The 17,583-nt window shown below is 72.6% G+C and carries 14 protein-coding genes and 1 tRNA gene; 14 read left to right on the top strand and 1 reads right to left on the bottom strand.

Annotation, left to right across the window (positions count from 1 at the left end):
* Positions 1-143: 143 nt before the first annotated feature.
* From ald to ACN28A_RS36270, 9 genes are all read left to right on the top strand, one after another.
* Positions 144-1,259 (top strand): alanine dehydrogenase, encoded by a 1,116-nt coding sequence (gene ald / locus ACN28A_RS36310; RefSeq protein ID WP_421403306.1) that lies wholly within the window; start codon positions 144-146, stop codon positions 1,257-1,259.
* Positions 1,256-2,245 (top strand): site-specific tyrosine recombinase XerD, encoded by a 990-nt coding sequence (locus ACN28A_RS36305; RefSeq protein ID WP_421403304.1) that lies wholly within the window; start codon positions 1,256-1,258, stop codon positions 2,243-2,245. Before ald ends, ACN28A_RS36305 begins: the two co-directional genes overlap by 4 nt.
* 244 nt (positions 2,246-2,489) lie before the next feature.
* Positions 2,490-3,419, top strand: coding sequence for a ParA family protein (locus ACN28A_RS36300; RefSeq protein WP_421403302.1), 930 nt, complete (start codon positions 2,490-2,492; stop codon positions 3,417-3,419).
* A 241-nt stretch (positions 3,420-3,660) separates the two neighbouring features.
* Positions 3,661-4,731: a segregation and condensation protein A gene (locus ACN28A_RS36295; protein WP_421404832.1), complete on the top strand. Its 1,071-nt coding sequence runs from the start codon at positions 3,661-3,663 to the stop codon at positions 4,729-4,731.
* Positions 4,728-5,711 carry an SMC-Scp complex subunit ScpB gene (scpB, locus tag ACN28A_RS36290; protein WP_421403300.1) on the top strand — a complete coding sequence of 328 codons (984 nt, stop codon included), beginning with the start codon at positions 4,728-4,730 and terminating at the stop codon, positions 5,709-5,711. Before ACN28A_RS36295 ends, scpB begins: the two co-directional genes overlap by 4 nt.
* Complete coding sequence (locus ACN28A_RS36285) at positions 5,698-6,447, top strand: pseudouridine synthase (protein ID WP_421403298.1); 750 nt, start codon at positions 5,698-5,700, stop codon at positions 6,445-6,447. The genes scpB and ACN28A_RS36285 overlap by 14 nt, the downstream gene beginning before the upstream one ends.
* 332 nt (positions 6,448-6,779) lie before the next feature.
* Positions 6,780-7,463 (top strand): (d)CMP kinase, encoded by a 684-nt coding sequence (cmk, locus tag ACN28A_RS36280; RefSeq protein WP_421403296.1) that lies wholly within the window; start codon positions 6,780-6,782, stop codon positions 7,461-7,463.
* 211 nt (positions 7,464-7,674) lie between these two features.
* A complete protein-coding gene (gene der, locus ACN28A_RS36275; RefSeq protein WP_421403294.1) occupies positions 7,675-9,081 on the top strand; it encodes a ribosome biogenesis GTPase Der in 1,407 nt (468 codons plus the stop codon).
* A gap of 218 nt (positions 9,082-9,299) precedes the next feature.
* A tRNA-Pro gene (locus ACN28A_RS36270) sits at positions 9,300-9,373 on the top strand.
* Positions 9,374-9,814: 441 nt separating this feature from the next.
* Here ACN28A_RS36270 and ACN28A_RS36265 read toward each other — a convergent pair.
* Positions 9,815-9,994, bottom strand: coding sequence for a LysR family transcriptional regulator (locus ACN28A_RS36265; protein WP_421403292.1), 180 nt, complete (start codon positions 9,992-9,994; stop codon positions 9,815-9,817).
* 468 nt (positions 9,995-10,462) lie between these two features.
* Between ACN28A_RS36265 and ACN28A_RS36260 the strand changes: the two genes are divergently transcribed.
* The 5 genes from ACN28A_RS36260 to ACN28A_RS36240 are packed head-to-tail and all read left to right on the top strand — an operon-like array spanning position 10,463 to position 17,558.
* Positions 10,463-12,169 (top strand): hypothetical protein, encoded by a 1,707-nt coding sequence (locus ACN28A_RS36260; RefSeq protein ID WP_421403290.1) that lies wholly within the window; start codon positions 10,463-10,465, stop codon positions 12,167-12,169.
* Positions 12,169-13,395 carry a hypothetical protein gene (locus tag ACN28A_RS36255; protein WP_421403288.1) on the top strand — a complete coding sequence of 409 codons (1,227 nt, stop codon included), beginning with the start codon at positions 12,169-12,171 and terminating at the stop codon, positions 13,393-13,395. Before ACN28A_RS36260 ends, ACN28A_RS36255 begins: the two co-directional genes overlap by 1 nt.
* Positions 13,392-15,800: a GTPase-associated protein 1-related protein gene (locus ACN28A_RS36250; RefSeq protein ID WP_421403286.1), complete on the top strand. Its 2,409-nt coding sequence runs from the start codon at positions 13,392-13,394 to the stop codon at positions 15,798-15,800. The genes ACN28A_RS36255 and ACN28A_RS36250 overlap by 4 nt, the downstream gene beginning before the upstream one ends.
* Entirely contained in the window at positions 15,800-17,386 is a 1,587-nt protein-coding gene (locus ACN28A_RS36245) for a hypothetical protein (protein WP_421403284.1), read from the top strand. Before ACN28A_RS36250 ends, ACN28A_RS36245 begins: the two co-directional genes overlap by 1 nt.
* Positions 17,376-17,558, top strand: coding sequence for a hypothetical protein (locus ACN28A_RS36240; RefSeq protein WP_421403282.1), 183 nt, complete (start codon positions 17,376-17,378; stop codon positions 17,556-17,558). The genes ACN28A_RS36245 and ACN28A_RS36240 overlap by 11 nt, the downstream gene beginning before the upstream one ends.
* Positions 17,559-17,583: the final 25 nt, after the last annotated feature.

The following is a 17,583-nucleotide window of genomic DNA, read 5'->3' as shown; positions in this document are numbered from 1 at the left end:
TTACCCGCTGTCACAATGCTGGCTGCCGGCGCCGGTCCGCGGCCCTAGACTTCCGCGGGCGGGACGGAGGACCGCGGCGGCAACGGAGCCGCCGCGCGTCGCGCGGCCGGGGGCCGGAACACCCCGGAGAGAGGTGTCGGATCGTGAAGGTCGGAATTCCGCGCGAGGTCAAGAACCGCGAGTACCGGGTCGCCATCACCCCGGCCGGGGTGCACGAGTTCGTCCGTGCCGGCCACGAGGTGTACGTGCAGAGCGGCGCCGGAGCCGGGTCGTCGATCACCGACGCCGAGTTCGCCGCCGCCGGGGCCACGATTGCCGGCGACGCCGACGAGGTGTGGGGCGTCGCCGAACTGGTGCTCAAGGTCAAGGAGCCGATCGCCGAGGAGTACCACCGGATGCGCGAGGGGCAGGTGCTCTTCACCTACCTGCACCTGGCCGCCTCCAAGGAGTGCACGGACGCGCTGCTGGACCGGAAGGTGACCGGGATCGCCTACGAGACGGTGGAACTGCCCGACCGGTCGCTGCCGCTGCTCGCCCCGATGTCCGAGGTCGCCGGCCGGCTCGCCCCGCAGGTGGGGGCGTACCACCTGATGCGTTCCGGTGGCGGGCGCGGGGTGCTGATGGGCGGCGTCTCCGGGGTGTACGCGGCCAAGACCGTGGTGATCGGCGCCGGGGTCTCCGGCCGGAACGCCGCCGCGATCGCACTCGGCCTGCAGGCCGAGGTGCTGCTGCTGGACCGGGCGGTCGGCCAGCTCCGCCAGGCCGACGCCATCTACCGGGGCCACCTGCAGACCGTCGCCTCGAACACCTACGAGATCGAGCGCGCCGTCCTCGACGCCGACCTGGTGATCGGTGCCGTGCTGGTGCCGGGTGCCAAGGCGCCGACGCTGATCAGCAACGAGCTGGTCTCCCGGATGAAGCCCGGCAGCGTACTCGTGGACATCTCGATCGACCAGGGCGGCTGCTTCGAGGACTCCCGGCCCACCACGCACGACGACCCGGTCTACCCGGTGCACAACTCGCTGTTCTACTGCGTGGCGAACATGCCGGGTGCGGTGCCGCACACCAGCACGTACGCGCTGACGAACGTCACCCTGCCGTACGCCCTGGAACTGGCCAACCAGGGCTGGCGGGAGGCGCTGCGCCGCGACCCGGCCCTGGCGCTCGGGCTGAACACCCACGCCGGGCAGGTCACCTACGGCCCGGTCGCCGAGGCGCACGGGATGGGCGTCCTGCCGCTGGCGGACGTCCTCGGATGAGCCGCCCCGCAGCGGCCGGTGACGGGCCCGAACCGTCGCCGGCGCTGCGGCGTGCCGTACGCGGCTACCTCGACCACCTGACCGTCGAACGCGGACTGTCGGCGAACACGCTCAGCTCGTACCGCCGGGATCTGGAACGCTATCTGGCGACGCTTGCCGAAAGCGGCGTCGAGGAGCTGGCGGCGGTCGGGCCGGCCGAGATCGCCGCGCACGTGACCCGGCTGCGGGCCGGCGCGGACGGGCACCCGCCGCTGGCGGCGGCCTCGGCGGCCCGGGCCGCCAGCGCGGTGCGCGGGCTGCACCGGTTCGCGGTCCGGGAGGGCCTGGTCGGCCAGGACGCGAGCCGGGAGGTACGCCCGCCGGCCCCGCCCCGGCGGCTGCCCCGGGCGCTGGACGTCACCGAGGTGGTGCGGCTGCTGGAGTGCGCCGGAGCGGTCGACGCGACCGGTCCCGGTGCCGAGCTGGCGCTGCGCGACCGGGCCCTGCTGGAGTTCCTCTACAGCACCGGCGCGCGGATCTCCGAGGCGGTCGGCGCGGCCGTCGACGACCTCGACCTGACCGACGGCTCGGTGCTGCTGCACGGCAAGGGCGGCCGGAGCCGGCTCGTGCCGGTCGGCGGATACGCCGCCGAGGCGGTGCGGGCCTACCTGGTCCGGGCCCGGCCGACGCTGGCCGCCGCCGGCCGGGGTGGGCCGACCGTCTTCCTCAACGCCCGGGGCGGTCCGCTGTCGAGGCAGAGCGCCTGGACGATCCTGCGCCGGGCCGCCGGCCGGGCCGGACTGCCGGTGCAGGGGCCGCGGGCGGTCTCCCCGCACACCCTGCGGCACTCGTACGCCACCCACCTGCTCGACGGCGGTGCCGACGTACGCGTGGTGCAGGAGCTGCTCGGGCACGCCTCGGTGACCACCACCCAGGTGTACACGTTGGTCACCGTGGACCGGCTCCGCGAGGTGTACGCCACCGCACATCCGCGAGCCCGCGGCTGACCGGCCGATCCCGGTCCCGCCACCGGCGGGGTACTGTCGGGCGGCGGGTCGATTCCGGTCGGCCCGCGCCGGTCGGCGGCCGGCTCGACACGCCGAGACGGTGCCCACTACGGTGCTGCGACGTGGCGTAGAGTCGGGTTCTGGCGCGGCCTCGGGAGGCGGCAATCGAGGTTCGCGGCGGCGCCGCACAGGACACCGTTCGGCTCCGACGCCGGGCAGTCGTCGGGAGGGGGCGTACGAGGACATGGCTGGAAACGGCGACCGTGCCGAGGCGTGGACCTCGACCCTGCGCGAGCAGCAGTCCGCCCTGGACCTCGGTGCCGAGCTGGGTCCGGCCGACCCGGCCGCGTACACGATGCGCAAGCCGATCCCGGAACCGATGCCCACCGACCAGCACGGGCCCGCCCGGATCATCGCGATGGCCAACCAGAAGGGCGGGGTGGGCAAGACCACCACGACCATCAACCTCGGCGCCGCGCTTGCCGAATACGGCCGCCGCGTGCTGCTGGTCGACTTCGACCCGCAGGGGGCGCTCTCGGTCGGGCTGGGCGTCAACCCGCACAACCTCGACCTCTCCGTCTACAACCTGCTGATGCAGGACGACGTCACCGCCGAGGACGTGCTGATCAAGACGGACGTCGCCGGTCTGCACCTGCTGCCGGCGAACATCGACCTCTCGGCCGCCGAGATCCAGCTGGTGAACGAGGTCGCCCGGGAGATGGCGCTGGCCCGGGTGCTGAAGTCGATCCGCAAGGAGTACGACTACGTCCTGATCGACTGCCAGCCCTCGCTCGGGCTGCTCGCGATCAACGCCCTCACCGTGGCGGACGGCGTGCTGATCCCGCTGGAGTGCGAGTTCTTCAGCCTGCGCGGGGTCGCGCTGCTGCTGGACACCATCGACAAGGTGCGCGAGCGGCTCAACTTCGACCTGGAGTTGGAAGGCATCCTCGCCACCATGTACGACAGCCGCACCACGCACTGCCGTCAGGTGCTGCAACGGGTGGTGGAGGCGTTCGGCGACAAGGTCTACCAGACCGTCATCACCAAGACGGTCAAGTTCCCCGAGTCCACGGTCGCCGGGGCACCGATCACCACGCTCGACCCGGCCTCCTCCGGAGCCCGCAACTACCGCCAGCTCGCCCGAGAGGTGATCGCCGCGCAGGCCGAGCGGTAGCCAGCTGGGCGGTTTCGGCCCGCGCTTGCCGTGACCGCCCGTTTCGTCTGTCCGGGCCCGGACCGGTGCCCGCCGTGTCGAGGATCATCGGGTGAGTGACGGTACCGGGGCGACGCTGACGGCTGACGGTCCGGAACCGGTGGACTACGGTCGTCGGGTGAGTTCCCCGCCCACCTCCCCGGCCGCGCCGGACCCGCGACCTGCCCGCGCAGCCGACCAGCAGCCGGCCGAGGACGAGCCGATGGGTGATCAGGTGCTTGCCGAGACGCCGCGAGGTGAGGGCGCCGGGCCGTCGGGCGAGGGTAGCGGGCTGTCGGGCGAGGGCGACGCGGGGCCGGGCGAGGGCGACGCGGAGGCGGCCGGCGGCTTCACCGTACGGCTGGCGAACTTCACCGGTCCGTTCGACCTGCTGTTGCAGCTCATCGGCAAGCACAAGCTCGACGTGACCGAGGTCGCCCTGCACCGGGTCACCGACGAGTTCATCGCGTACATCCGGGCGATGGGGGACGACTGGGACCTGGACGAGGCGAGCGAGTTCCTGGTGGTCGCGGCGACCCTGCTGGACCTCAAGGCCGCCCGGCTGCTGCCGGCAGCCCAGGTGGAGGACGAGGAGGACCTGGCCCTGCTGGAGGCCCGGGACCTGCTCTTCGCCCGGCTGTTGCAGTACAAGGCGTTCAAGGAAGCCGCCGGGCACATCCTCGAACTGGAGGCGGTCGGCTCCCGCCGCTATCCCCGGGCCGTCGCCCTGGAACCGAGGTACGCCGAGGCGCTGCCGGACCTGGTGCTCGGGATCGGGCCGGACCGGCTCGCCGCGCTGGCGGTCCGGGCGATGACCCCGAAGAAGGCCCCGGTGGTCTCCATCGACCACGTGCACATGGTCCGGGTGAGTGTCCGGGAACACGCCGCGCTGCTCCGCGACCGGCTCCGGCAGGCCGGTATAGCCAGCTTCGAGGTGCTCTGCGCCGACTGCGAGTCGACCCTCGAAGTGGTGGCCCGGTTCCTGGCCCTGCTGGAGCTGTACCGGGAGGGACTGGTCGGCTTCGCCCAGCTGGAAGCGCTCGGGGAGCTCACCGTACGGTGGACCGGTCCCGCCGACGGCGACGCCGAACTCGACATCGACGAGTACGCCGGTGCGCCGGCACCACCGGAGCGTCCGGCCACCGACCCGGCCGACCCGGCGGCAGATTCGGAGGCGGCGCCGTTACCGGCGGAGGCGGCGGCCCCGGAGCTGGCGGTTCCGGTGCCGGAGGACGGCGGGACCGGGTCGGCCGGGGTGCCGGTCGGGGACGAGACGCAGGAGGAAGCAGAGTGACCAGCGAAAGGCGGCCCGACTCGCTGGCCGAGCAGGCGGCGGCCTGGGTGCCGCCGTGGGAGCGGCCGGCCGGGGCCCAGCCGCCCCGGACCGGCGGCGAGTCGACGGACACGGCGGAGTCCCCTGAGGCCTCCGAGTCCACTGGCGCGGCGGAGTCGCCTGACGGCGCCGAGCTGAGGGATGTTGCCGGGCTGACGGACGCCGTGGAGTCGGCTGAGGCGGTGGCGACCGCCGGAGCCGAAGAGGCGGATGAGCCGGCGGAGCCGGTGGGCGCCGAGGAGCCGGGACTGGCGCACGGGGGCGGCGAGCGTGGTCCGGCGCCGGAGGCGGCGGCGGGCGTACCCGAGGATGCCGGAACGGGTCCGGACGGTGCGTCGGCGGCGGTGCCGGTGCCCGGCGGGGCCGGCCGGCGGGCCACGGCGCTGGCGCTTATCGACGACGACGAGCTGCGCGGCGCCCTGGAGGCCATCCTGCTGGTGGTGGACGAACCGGTCACCGAGATCGTGCTGGCGCAGGTACTGGAGCAGCCGACCGAGCGGATCGCGGCCCTGTTGGACCGGTTGGCGGCCGACTACACCACGGCCGGGCACGGCTTCGAGCTGCGCCGGGCGGCTGGCGGCTGGCGGCTCTACACCCGGCCGGAGTACGCCGCCTACGTCGAACGGTTCGTGCTGGACGGACAGTCCGTCCGACTGACCCAGGCGGCACTGGAAACCCTCGCCGTGGTCGCCTACAAGCAACCGGTGACCCGGTCGCGGATCTCGGCCATCCGGGGTGTCAACTGTGACGGGGTGATCCGTACCCTGGTCACTCGCGGGTTGGTGGAGGAGTGCGGGACCGAGCCGGAGAGCGGCGCCTTCCTGTACCGGACGACGACGCTGTTCCTGGAGAAACTCGGGCTGGACACCGTGACCCAGCTCCCGCCGCTGGCCCCGTTCCTGCCCGACGACGTGGAAGAGATTGCCGATGCCCCGCGATGACACTCCCGACGCCCCCGCCGTGGAGCGCCTGCAGAAGGTGCTCGCGGCGGCCGGCGTCGGCTCCCGACGCGCCTGCGAAGATCTGATCTTCCGGCGCCGGGTCACCGTCGACGGACGGGTCGCGCAGCTCGGCGACAAGGTCGACCCGGCCACCGCCGTCATCTACGTCGACGGCGAGCGGCTGGTCACCGACACCCGGCTGGTCTACCTGGCGATGAACAAGCCGCGTGGGGTGGTCTCCACGATGGCGGACGAGAAGGACCGCACCGCGCTGGCCGACTTCCTGGGCCGGGTGGAGGAGCGGGTCTACCACGTCGGGCGGCTCGACGCCGACAGTGAGGGACTGCTGCTGCTGACCAACGACGGCACGCTGGCGCACCGGCTGATGCATCCGTCGTACGGGGTGCCGAAGACCTATCTCTGCGAGGTGGCCGGGCCGTTGCGCCGCGATGTCGGACGGCGGTTGAAGGCCGGCGTGGAGCTGTCGGACGGGGTGGCGCGGGTGGACGAGTTCCGCCTGGTGGACACGCTGGGGCGTACCGCCCAGGTGGAACTGACCCTGCACGAAGGGCGCAAGCACATCGTCCGACGACTGTTGGCGGAGGTGGGGCATCCGGTCTCCCGGCTCATCCGTACCGCCATCGGGCCGATCCGACTTGGCGACCTGCGACCCGGGCGCAACCGCCAGTTGACGAACGCCGAGATCGCCGCGCTGTTCAAGGCGATCGGCGGCTGATCCTGGTCAGGGTTGATCCTGGTCAGGGCTGATGCTCGGTCGGGGCTGCTGCTCGCTCGGGGGCTGATGCTCGGTCCGGGCTGAGGCGGTGGATCTGGGATTTCCCGGTCGGCCGGCGGAACCGGGACTTCCGGGCCGCGGGGAGTGACCCGGCCCCGGGCCGGGTGGCTCGGGCCCGTTGCGGGGGTGCGCTGCCTCCGGTGTCGGGCGCGGGCCCGTCCGGCGGACGGGGCATGATGGACAGCGACACGCGGTGCGCCGTCACGGCCGGCCGCCCGCGGAACTCGGCAGTGCCGGGGCGTTTCGCCCAGGTGATCGGTGAAGGAGGAATGGTGGCGGAAAAGGTACGGACCGGGCAATGTGTGGTTGCCGTGGACGGGCCGTCCGGTTCGGGGAAGTCCACCGTCTCCCGCCGACTGGCAACCATCCTCGGCGCACGCTACCTCGACACCGGGGCGATGTACCGAGCCGTCACCTGGGCGGTGCTGCGCTCCGGGGTCGACCCGCAGGACGCCGAGGCTGTCGCCAAGGTGGCGGGGGAGACCGAGCTGAAGATCGGAGTCGACCCCGAGGCGCCGAGCGTGACCGCGGACGGCACAGCCGTGGACCGGGACATCCGGGGCCCGGAGGTGACGGCTGCGGTCTCCGCCGTGTCGGCCGTGCCCGCCGTACGGGAACTGCTCGTCGGGCAGCAGCGCGAGATGATCGCGGCGGCCGGCCGGATCGTGGTCGAGGGTCGGGACATCGGCTCTGTGGTGGCGCCGGACGCCGACCTCAAGGTCTACCTGACCGCGTCGGCCGAGGCGCGGGCGCGGCGGCGCAGCACAGAGAATGCCGCCGATGTCGCCGCCACCGCAGTCGATCTGGCCCGCCGGGACCGGCTCGACTCCAGCCGGGCGACCGACCCGCTGCGGCAGGCACCGGACGCGGTGGTGCTGGACACCACCGCGCTGGGTGTCGACGAGGTCGTGGCGCGACTGCACGACCTGCTCACCGAGCGGCGGCCGGGGCAGTGACCGGCCGCGGCGGCGGTGGCGGTGCGCCGACGGTTGGTGGTGGTGCGTCAGCGGGCGGCGGCAGCGGTGCGCTGGCGGGCGGTGGTGATGGTGCGCTGGCGGGCGGCGGCAGCGGTGTGCCTGTTGGCGGCGGGGTGGCGGCTCGGGTTCGTGCCCTGCGTGACGACGCGGCCGGGATTCTTCCTGGCGGCAGCACGGTTGAGGAGGCGGCGTGAACGCGGGGGACGGTTGGGTCGAACTGCGGGAACCGGACGTGGACGAGGAGGCCGAGCCGACCGGACCGGTACCTGTGGTGGCAGTGGTCGGACGCCCCAACGTCGGCAAGTCCACACTTGTGAACCGCATCATCGGTCGGCGGCAGGCGGTGGTGGAGGACACCCCGGGGGTGACCCGGGACCGGGTTCCCTACGACGCGCAGTGGTCGGGGCGGCAGTTCACGGTGGTCGACACCGGAGGCTGGGAACCGGACGCGAAGGACCGGGCCGGCGCGATCGCCGCCCAGGCCGAGAACGCGGTCGCCACGGCCGACGTGGTGCTCTTCGTCGTCGACGCGACCGTCGGGGCGACCGACGTCGACGAGGCCGCCGTACGCATGCTCCGGCGCAGCGCCAAGCCGGTGCTGCTGGTGGCGAACAAGGCCGACAACACGGCGGTGGAACTCGAGGCGACCTCGTTGTGGTCGCTCGGACTCGGCGAGCCGCGCCCCGTCTCCGCACTGCACGGCCGGGGCTCCGGCGACCTGCTCGACGCGATCCTCGAGGCACTGCCGGACGCGCCGCCGGTAACCGAGGCGGGACCGCGCGGCCCGCGCCGGGTGGCCCTGGTCGGCCGCCCGAACGTCGGCAAGTCCAGCCTGCTCAACCGGCTCGCCAAAGAGGAGCGGGCGGTGGTCGACTCGGTCGCGGGTACCACCGTCGACCCGGTGGACAGCCTGGTCGAAATCGGTGGCGAGGTCTGGCAGCTGGTGGACACCGCCGGATTGCGAAAGCGGGTCGGCAGGGCCAGCGGTACGGAGTACTACGCGAGCCTGCGTACCGCCGCCGCTATCGAGGCGGCGGAGGTGGCGGTGGTGCTACTCGACGCCAGCGAGCCGATCAGCGAGCAGGACCAGCGGATCCTCAGCACGGTCATCGAGACCGGTCGGGCCCTGGTGATCGCCTTCAACAAGTGGGACCTGGTCGACGCGGACCGCCGCTACTACCTGGACAAGGAAATCGAGCGGGAGCTGCGCCGGATCCCGTGGGCGATCCGGATCAACGTCTCGGCCAGGACCGGGCGGGCGGTGGACAAGCTCGCCCCGGCACTGCGCACCGCCCTGGCCGGCTGGGAGACCCGGATCCCGACCGGGCAGCTCAACCAGTGGCTCACCGCGCTGGTGCAGGCCACCCCGCACCCGGTGCGGGGTGGCCGGGCGCCTCGGGTGCTCTTCGCCACCCAGGCTGGTACCTGCCCACCCCGGTTCGTACTCTTCACCACCGGTCCGCTGGACGCCGGCTACCAGCGCTTCGTCGAGCGCAAGCTCCGCGAGGAGTTCGGCTTCGCCGGCAGCCCGGTGGAGGTCTCGGTACGGCCCCGCAAGAAGATCGGGGCAGGGGGGCGTGGCAAGTCGCACGGCTGACCTGTCCGCCTTCCGCCGCCTGCCCTGATCACCGGTCTGCCGGTCCCGTGCATCCAGTGCTGGCCCCAGCAACCCACCTATCTTCCTAGGACGCGTTAGGGGGCGTGGGGCAGGACTCGACGGGCAGGTTCCGGCACGAAGAGCGGTAGGGCTGCTGCGCGCAGGGAAGGGTCCTGCGCTACGCTGTACCGGCTGCCGCGGGCTGTGTCGCGCGGGGGCGGGACGTGGCGCAGTTTGGTAGCGCACTTGACTGGGGGTCAAGGGGTCGTCGGTTCGAATCCGGCCGTCCCGACAGACAGAAAGCCCTGACCAGCAGAAGCGCTGGTCAGGGCTTTAGTCTTTGTCTATGGAGTTTTGAACCTTCCCCGAAACCCCCGTTTGTGGGTGTCGCCGACCAGGCTTGTTATCCGTGTGCATCGTTGTGCTTTACAGCTTCGGGCTGGCCATCGAGGTCGGTTCCGAGCCGTTCGAGGATCTCGGAGACGTCGGGGGCTTGGACGGGCTTGGCAATGTAGTAGGTATCGGTGACCTCCTCGCTGGAGTGTCCAAGTTGCGCCGACGCGCTCTTGGTCCGGGGGCAGCAGGAGGTATCGCACCTCGTGGAGCGGAACGGTGCGTACCCGGCCGAGCGTTTCGTCGTCCAGATAGGTCACCACGTCGATTTCGAACTCGGTGGTCAGCACCGAGGCGGCAGTCAACGCGGTGGGGATGGCGCCCATCCGCAACGTGCCGGTCAGCCCGTCACGCATCGACGACAGATCCTGGCGGAGCGTGCCAGGATCCGATGCGCCCACAGCAGTACCCGTTCACCATCTGGAGTCAGCCCGGCGAACCTGCGTTCCCGCAACACGATCGGCACGTCCAACTCGCGCTCCAGTTTCGTGATCGCGGCGGACAGCGACGGCTGCGGCACGTGTCAGGCGGCGGCCGCCCGAGCGAGTGCCGCTCCCGCGCCAACGCCGTCAGGTATTCCAGCTCACGCAACAGCACGCCACAGAATCATCCGGCGGCCCCGAGGATGTCCACCGCGCGGCCCGCCGGGGTCGACGCCGTCGACCGTGTCGCCGCCTGGGGGCGGTTCGGGCATACCCGGTGGTTCGGCGAACGGTCTACTGTCGAGGGACGGACAAACACTTGTGATCACCTTCGTCACTGTGATGACCTCGACGGGTCACTCGTACCCGATCCTGCCGATGGGGCCGGAATGAAGAGCGCGCCACCCCCTGCCGACCAGCGGCCGTCCGATCCCGAGTCTGTTCCGTGATCGCCGATGGCGTTTGACGCGAAACGGTACGACCGGGAGGTCATCAAGCCCCTGCGGGGCACCCACGGTCAGCTCCCTGCGGGAGATCTCTGGGCCCGGTACGCTATCGAGCCCGGGATGTCGGCAGACCAGCTCGCCGCGCACCTGACCCGGATGCGCGAGTTCTGGCGGGAGCGGGCCGACGGACCGGACAGCCGTGCCGAGGTCTGCCGACTGCTGCTCGTCGCCGACGAGAAACTGGTCCGCAGCGTCGGTCCGGTGCTCGATGACCCGGCCTGGTGGCAGGAGCAGGTCGCCGCCTCGGCACTCGGCCGGGCCGGGACACTGCCGCTCGACAGCGCCGATCCGGCCGGTCCGACTCCCGCTGGTGCGACCGACGGCGCCGGCCAACTGGTCGGTGGCGCCGGACTGCTCGGTGGTGAGCGGCCCGCCCTGCCCGGCGGGCCCACCTCGGCCAAGGGGGCGGTGCTGCCCGGCGGGTCCACCGGCGGCACCGGGGTTGCCGGGTCGGGTGGCCTCCCCGGGGGCACCGGGCTCGCCGGGCCGGGCGGCCTCGGCGGCGGCAGGGCAACCGGCCTGCCGGCCGGCGGCGCCAGTGGCCGGGGGGCCGGCGCCCTCGGCGGCAGTGGGCTCGATGGCAGCGGGACGGGTTCGGGCCCGGTCGGCGGGGTGCCGCGCGGCGACGGCACGGCCGCTGGTCCGCTGGGCGGCCACGACACCCCGGGCCGACCCTGGCAGAGCCAGGCTAGGTCGCTGATCCGGCAGCAGTTCACCGAGGCCGGTGACGCCTGGCCGCTCCGTACTCCGTCGGGCCGCGCCGGGTGGTCGGCCCCGACCGCCCGGTCGCCCGGGCCGCCGGACGGTGCCGGCGTTGCCGGTCCGCTCGACGACCAACATTCGGCGGTACACGATCTGCACGTCGAGGCGCTCGACGTCGAGGGCGAGCGCTGCCGGGTGCGGGTCCGGTGGCCGGAGCCCGGATCCGGCGAGGTGCTGCGGGTGCGCTGGGCGCCGGAGCCACCGGTCTGGAACACCGGCGCCACGGTCGAGTCGAGCGCCATCGAGGAGTTCGGCACCGAGCTTGCCGGAGAGCGGGAGACCGTCGACGGCCGGACCGTCGTCGTCGCCGAGGTGCCGGTCGGCTACCACGTGTACGTCCCGTTCCTGGTCGCCGACGGGACCGCGACCGTCGGCCGGTTCGTGGCCAGGGCGGTGGCAGAGTCCGTACGCCGGCTGCGGTTGGAGCGACGGAACGACGACGCGGTCGTCTCCTGGGTCTGGCCGGCCGGCTCCCGAACCGCCGTTGTGGCGTGGACGTCGGCCGGCGGCACCTTCTCCGAACGTGTCAGCCGGGCGGACTACACGGCCAGCAACGGCTACCGGATCTACGCGGTCGGCGGTGGCGCGCGGGTACGCGTACGCGCGATCACCTCGGTCGGGGGCGCCGAAGCCGTCTCACCGGCCCGCGAGGCGACGCTGGCGCCGCGCGCCGTGCGGGTGGAGTACGCGCTGCTGCGCCGCTCGTGGAACCCGCTCAACCGGGGACGCCTGACCGTGCGGGTCACCGCCGAGGTCGACCGGCCGGGTACGGAGGTGCAGGTCGTCGTCGGGCGGGACCTGGAGATGCCGCTCTCGGCGCAGCACGGGGAGCCGCTCGGCCCCGCACACCGGCTGGACCTGCCGGGTGGGGTACCGGTGGAGTTCGACGTGGAGCTGCCAGCCCGGCCCCGACGCCACCAGCCCTACTGGATCCGCTGCTTCTTCCGACCGGACGACGGGTTGACCGTCGTCGACCCCCCGGTCCACACCATGAAGGTGACCTGATGCCGCGACTCGCCTGTCCGTTCTGCTACCACCGGATCGACGGTGCCATGCTCTGGTACCAGTGCATGGGCAAGGGAAGCGCCGACCGCGACGGCTGCCTGCCGATCGACGACGCGGCCCGACGGCGTGAGACGGGTTTCGCCGAACCGATGCTCCCCACCTTCCCGCCGCCGCGCGGACAGCGGTGGCGTCCGACGTCGAAGGCGTACTGCCCGGACTGCGACGGCGGGACCGGGATGCGCGCCTGCCCCTGCTGCCACACCCCGCTGCCGGCCAACTTCGGCGAGTCGCGTGGGCCGCTGATCGCCATGGTCGGTGCGAAGGGTACCGGCAAGACCGTCTACATGACCGTGCTTGCGCGGGAGTTGCGTTCACCGGGGCTGCGCCGACGGTTCGACGCCGACATCCGGCTCACCGGAGACGGCCAGGGCGGCTTCCGGTCGCCGTTGCAGTGGCTGGAAAACAACGTCGACCGGATGTTCGTCGGACACCAGCTCTTTCCGGCCACCACCCAGGCGATCAAGGGCCGGCAGGAGCCGCTGGTCTTCGAATGGCGGGCCGAGCGCCGGAGCTGGCTGCGGGACCGGCGGATGCTCCACACCAGACCGGTTTACAACACCAGCTACCTCTCCTTCTACGACACAGCGGGGGAGGACCTGAGCCGGCAGGCCCAGGCGTACGACCTGGAGTATATCGGCGCGGCGGACGCCCTGATCCTGCTGCTCGACCCGTTCATGCTGCCGAAGGCGCGGGAACGGCTTAACCTGCCCGACTCGGCCATCACCTCGACCGAGGCGACCATCGACGTGCTCAGCCGGGTCACCGAGAGCCTGCGCGCCTACCTCGGCGTCCCCGGTCACCGGCGGATCCGCAAGCCGCTCGCCGTGGCGTTCGCCAAGATGGACGCCTTCTTCGAGGAACTGGGCGAGGGCCACCCGCTGCGCCGGGAACCCGGACAGGTTCCCGCGTACGACGACGCACTCGGCCGGGACACCCACGAGCACGTCCGTGCCCTGCTGCGCGGCTGGCAGGGCGACGACATCGACACCCACCTGCGGTTCAACTACGAGACGTTCCGGTACTTCTTCGTCTCGGCGCTCGGCGCGCCGCCCGACTACGACAACGCGATGGTCGACGACGGCGGGGTCCGACCATACCGGGTCAACGAGCCGTTGTTGTGGCTGCTGAGCCGCTTCGGCGTGGTGCCCCGACAGGCACGTCGGTGACCGGGCGGTTCGAGACCCTGATCTACACCGACTGCCGGCCCGGCCAGGGCCTCCAGGGCACGGCCGGGCTCCAGTTCCAGGCCCGGTCGGCCGGCGCCGACGGCCGGGCGATGTCGGTGGTCCAGCGCAACCTGCTGTACGAGCCGCCGCCGAGCTGGATGCGGGAGCGGCGGCCGGTCGGCGAGTACCCGCCGTCGTTCGCGCACGTCTGGGACGGCCTGCTCGCTACCGCCGCCGGCGTCTACCTCGGGCGGGAGAGCGTCGGCGGACGCGAGGGAAACCAGCTCACCCACTCGATCACCACCAGCGACCCGGCCTCGTACCGGACGGTGCGCCCGGCGCAACTGTTCGGGGCGCCGTTCTGGACGGACCGGCCGGCACCGTCGACCGAGTGCCCCCCGCTCGAACCGGGCTGGCGGCCCGGCCCGTTCGGGGTGACCGAGGCGCAGGCGTTCGTACGCGCGCAACCACAGGGTGCCGAGATGTTGTCGGCGCTGCTCGCGGCGCTGTGGCGCAGCCAGCTCGACCGGACCCGCCGGGTGCTGTTCGTCGCCGACGAGGCAGTCGGGGTGCTGCGCTGGGTCACCGCTGCGACGCTGCTCCTGCCGCAGCGGGAGGCACTCCGGATCGGCTTCAAGATCTTCACGCTCAATCCGGCGTACGCACCCCAGCACGTCCTGGCGGTCCATCCGGAGTGGAGCGCGGCCGGCGCCAACCTCGACAACGACCAGGGGTACGCGATCTTCGACCTGGTCCGGCACGCCTGGAGTCAGGGGGAGGCGGCACCGGCCGCGCGGCTCTGGGCGGACCTCTTCCTCGGCGAGGATCCTTTCGATGTGGTGGACGCGGTGGAGGTGGCAGCGGCATCCGGGTTGGCCGGCGAGGCGGCGACCATCGTCGCCTTGGCGGCCATCCTGCGTCGCCGGCCCGACGAGCGCGGCGCCCCCGAACTCGTCTCCTGGCTGCGCCAGGGTCCGCCGCAGTTGGTGCGCCGGTACGGCCCGGAAATCGTCGACCTGCTGGTGGAGCATGGCCCGGAGTGGCCGACCGAGGTGCTGCGCCAGTTGCACGAGGCGAGCGGTGCCGCCACCTTCCCGCACCGGGGGCCCACCGTGCGGCTCGCGCTGATCGAGGCGGAACTCGCCGAGGCGCTCGGCACCGGCCTGGTCCAGACCGGGCCGGTCAGCCCGCCCGGCCCCGAGTTCCCGGGTTCGGACGAGGAGGCGGCGGCGCGGGCGCTGCTCACCGACACCCTCCGGTCGGCGGATCCGGTGCGCTTCGACGCCGCGCTGCGGGTCTGCGGCCGGTTCGGCATCCAGCCGGAGATCAGCAAGCTCCAGCCGAGTCTGCGCCGGTTCGTCCTGGACTGGGCCGAGCACCCGGACCGTCCGTACGACCCGCAGTTGTGGGCCGGCCGGGCGGAGATCGAGCAGCTGCTCCGCGCCGAGCTGACCGAGCGGCTGGCTGCCGACCCGCGTCGGAGCCGGGAACTCGGCGACCTCTGGTGGGATGTCCTGCTGCGCGAGCCGATGCGGCTGGACGGGGTGTTGGACGAGGTCGTCGTCTCGGCCGCGCTGCGGTACCTGCCGCCGCAGCAGCAGGAGGACCTGGTCGAGCAGTGCCTGGCCGAGGCGGCGCGCGGGCCGGACCCGATCGGCATGGTCAACCGGACGGCGGCGGTGCTCTGGGCCGACCGGGTGCCGACGCCCGGCGAGGCCCGCACGGTGTGCCGGCTCGTGCCCAGGGGGATGCCGCTGGATCCCCGGGTCTTCGCGCTGCTCGCCGAGCAGCTCGTCCAGGACCGTCCACCCCCCGACCGCGCCGACGTCGCCGCCGGCCGGGCGCTGCTGGAGCACGGGATCTGGCGGCCGCCGAACGGCGTGGTCGAGATCATTGAGGGACACGCCGCGCTGGAGCAGACGATCGAGCTGTTGCCCCAGCAGAAGCCGGACATCGCCGCAATCACCGTGTTGATGGCCCGGGCGTCGCCGAGCGTCGTCGACGGCCGGCTGCCGGAGCTGCTGGAGACGATGCTCGTCGCGCCGGCTGCGGCGGCGGTCGCCGCCGTGCTGGCGCCCGCGCCGGTACTCACCGAGCCGCTCGCCCGGCGGTTGCGTACCGAGTTGAGCCGGAACTCCGAGCCGGCCCACGTCGCGATGGCGTTCGTCCTGGTGCACGCCCTCAGGCTCTCGCCGGTGGTGGCGCAGCAGCTCAGCCCCACCTCGCGCAATGAACTCGACCGGATCGTCTCGGTCTGGCTCAGCCGCTGTTCACAGAAGCGGCTCGACCTGGTGACCCGGCAGATCGAGGAGCTGGGACCGCTCTGGTCGGACCCCTGGCAGAACGCGGTCAGGGCGGGCCGGCGACGCGGAGTGGGCAGATTCCGGCCGGGACGGGGGCGCTGATGGCGGAGATCGGCATCCTCCTCGGGGTCGTACTGCTCGTCCTCTGCATCCAGGTCGTGCTGCTGGTGCTGCTGGCGCCGTACGTGCTCTACGCCTCGGTACTTGGATTCGCCGGGGGTCTGGTGTTCGGGCTGGCCGAGGCGGTGCTGGTGCTGGCCGGGATCCGGGCGGGCCGGGTACGCACCCCGGCCGACGTACGCGCCCACGGCGTCGGCGTCCCGGGTGGACCGAGGTCGTACGACTACGCGTGGCCGCACTACTTTCTCGGCCAGGTCTGGTACGACCTGAAAACCGTCGCCGCGAACGCGCTGTTCGACGTCCGCCAGTTCTGGCAGGCCGGCTGGCGGCGGCTGCCGAGACTGCCCCGGTTCCACGCCCGGTTTCTCGACGTGTTGCCGGACCACGGCGGCAGGACCCGTAGCTGGACGGTGCTCCTCGGCTGGCCCGTACTGGCTCTCCCGGCCGCCACCCTCGCCGGCCTCACCGTCGGCGTGCTTGTCGCCGTCGTCGCCGTCGGCACCGCCTCCGGGACCGTCACCCTGCTGACCTGGGCCGTCGGGGTGCCGTCGGTGATGGTGCAGCAGGGTGCGGAGCGGCTTCGCCGCCGGCTTCGCCGCACCACCTCCTGTTGCCCAAACTGCTATCTCATGATCGAGCTGCCGGTCTTCACCTGCCCCGGTCGGCACTCGGCCCGGGACCTCGCGAACTCCGACCGGCACCGGATGCTCCAGCCGGGGACGCAGGGGGTGTGGCTGCGCCGCTGTGGCTGCGGGAACGTCCTGCCCAGCGGCATGCCGAGGGCGGCCAGGACACTGGCGGCGCGCTGTCCCAAGTGCGGGACGTCGCTCCCGGACGGCACCGGCCTGGCGACCCAGGTCCGGGTCGCGGTCTTCGGCGCGGCGGCGGCCGGGAAGACGGCGCTGATCGACGCGGGGTTGGCCGAGCTGCCGCGCCGGCTGGAACCGACGGACTTCTCGGTCAAGCGGCTCGAACCGGCCCCGGCGACCGTCGGCCAGCCAGCCAGGACAGTTACCGTCGCACTGCGGCGGGGCTTCGGCCGGGTGCTGCTCCAGCTCTTCGACGCCCGAGGAGCCGCGCTGGTGGACCGGGGAGTCGGCGGCCACGGCTACTTCGACGACGCCCGCAACTACCTCTTCGTCCTCGATCCCTTCTCCGTCCCGGCGGTTCACGGCGGGTTGGCGAAGGTGCCGCCCCGGCTGGCGACGGCGGTACGCACCGCGAGCCACGACCCGGCGGACTCCTACGAGGCCGTGGTCACCGGTATGCGCCATCGTGGCGTCGACACCCGCCGCTGCCGTCTCGCGTTCGTGGTCACCAAGGCCGACCTGCTCCAAGCGTTCTCCGGCGGGCAGCGCCTGGAACGGGACTCGCCTGCGGTCCGGCGCTGGCTCGACGAGCAGGGACTGGACAACCTGGTCGTCGGGGCGGAACGCGACTTCGGCGACGTGCGGTATTTCTGGTGCGGGTCGCTGACGGACCGCACTCACGACCCGTCGGCACCACTGGCCTGGATCCTGTCCCGCGAGGGACTCCTCTCCGCCGCCGGGACCGGTCATGGCCGCTGACGACCTGCCGCCCAGCTACCGCGCCGCCCGCCTGATCATCATGGCCGGGTCGGGTCTGCTCCTACTGGCGGGGGTCGCCGGCGCGGTGGCGGTGGAGATCCCGCAGACGCTCCTCGGTGGCATCGAGGAGGTCCGGGCCTGGACGCAGGGCGTGTTGGGCATCTTCAACTGACTGTCGGTCGCGACCGGCGGGGATG

This window comes from Plantactinospora sp. WMMB782 (assembly GCF_049179135.1).
GTDB lineage: Bacteria > Actinomycetota > Actinomycetes > Mycobacteriales > Micromonosporaceae > Plantactinospora.
Note: the sequence above shows the minus strand (reverse complement) of the source record. Positions and strands in the feature narration are given on the sequence as shown.

Bases quoted from the DNA above. Each gene is read 5' to 3' on its own strand.
- ACN28A_RS36245 (WP_421403284.1), top strand. From the start codon at position 15,800: ATGGCGGAGATCGGCATCCTCCTCGGGGTCGTACTGCTCGTCCTCTGC.
- ACN28A_RS36295 (WP_421404832.1), top strand. From the start codon at position 3,661: ATGGGTGATCAGGTGCTTGCCGAGACGCCGCGAGGTGAGGGCGCCGGG.
- ACN28A_RS36305 (WP_421403304.1), top strand. From the start codon at position 1,256: ATGAGCCGCCCCGCAGCGGCCGGTGACGGGCCCGAACCGTCGCCGGCG.
- ACN28A_RS36285 (WP_421403298.1), top strand. From the start codon at position 5,698: ATGCCCCGCGATGACACTCCCGACGCCCCCGCCGTGGAGCGCCTGCAG.
- ACN28A_RS36255 (WP_421403288.1), top strand. From the start codon at position 12,169: ATGCCGCGACTCGCCTGTCCGTTCTGCTACCACCGGATCGACGGTGCC.
- ACN28A_RS36300 (WP_421403302.1), top strand. From the start codon at position 2,490: ATGGCTGGAAACGGCGACCGTGCCGAGGCGTGGACCTCGACCCTGCGC.
- ACN28A_RS36240 (WP_421403282.1), top strand. From the start codon at position 17,376: ATGGCCGCTGACGACCTGCCGCCCAGCTACCGCGCCGCCCGCCTGATC.
- ACN28A_RS36260 (WP_421403290.1), top strand. From the start codon at position 10,463: ATGTCGGCAGACCAGCTCGCCGCGCACCTGACCCGGATGCGCGAGTTC.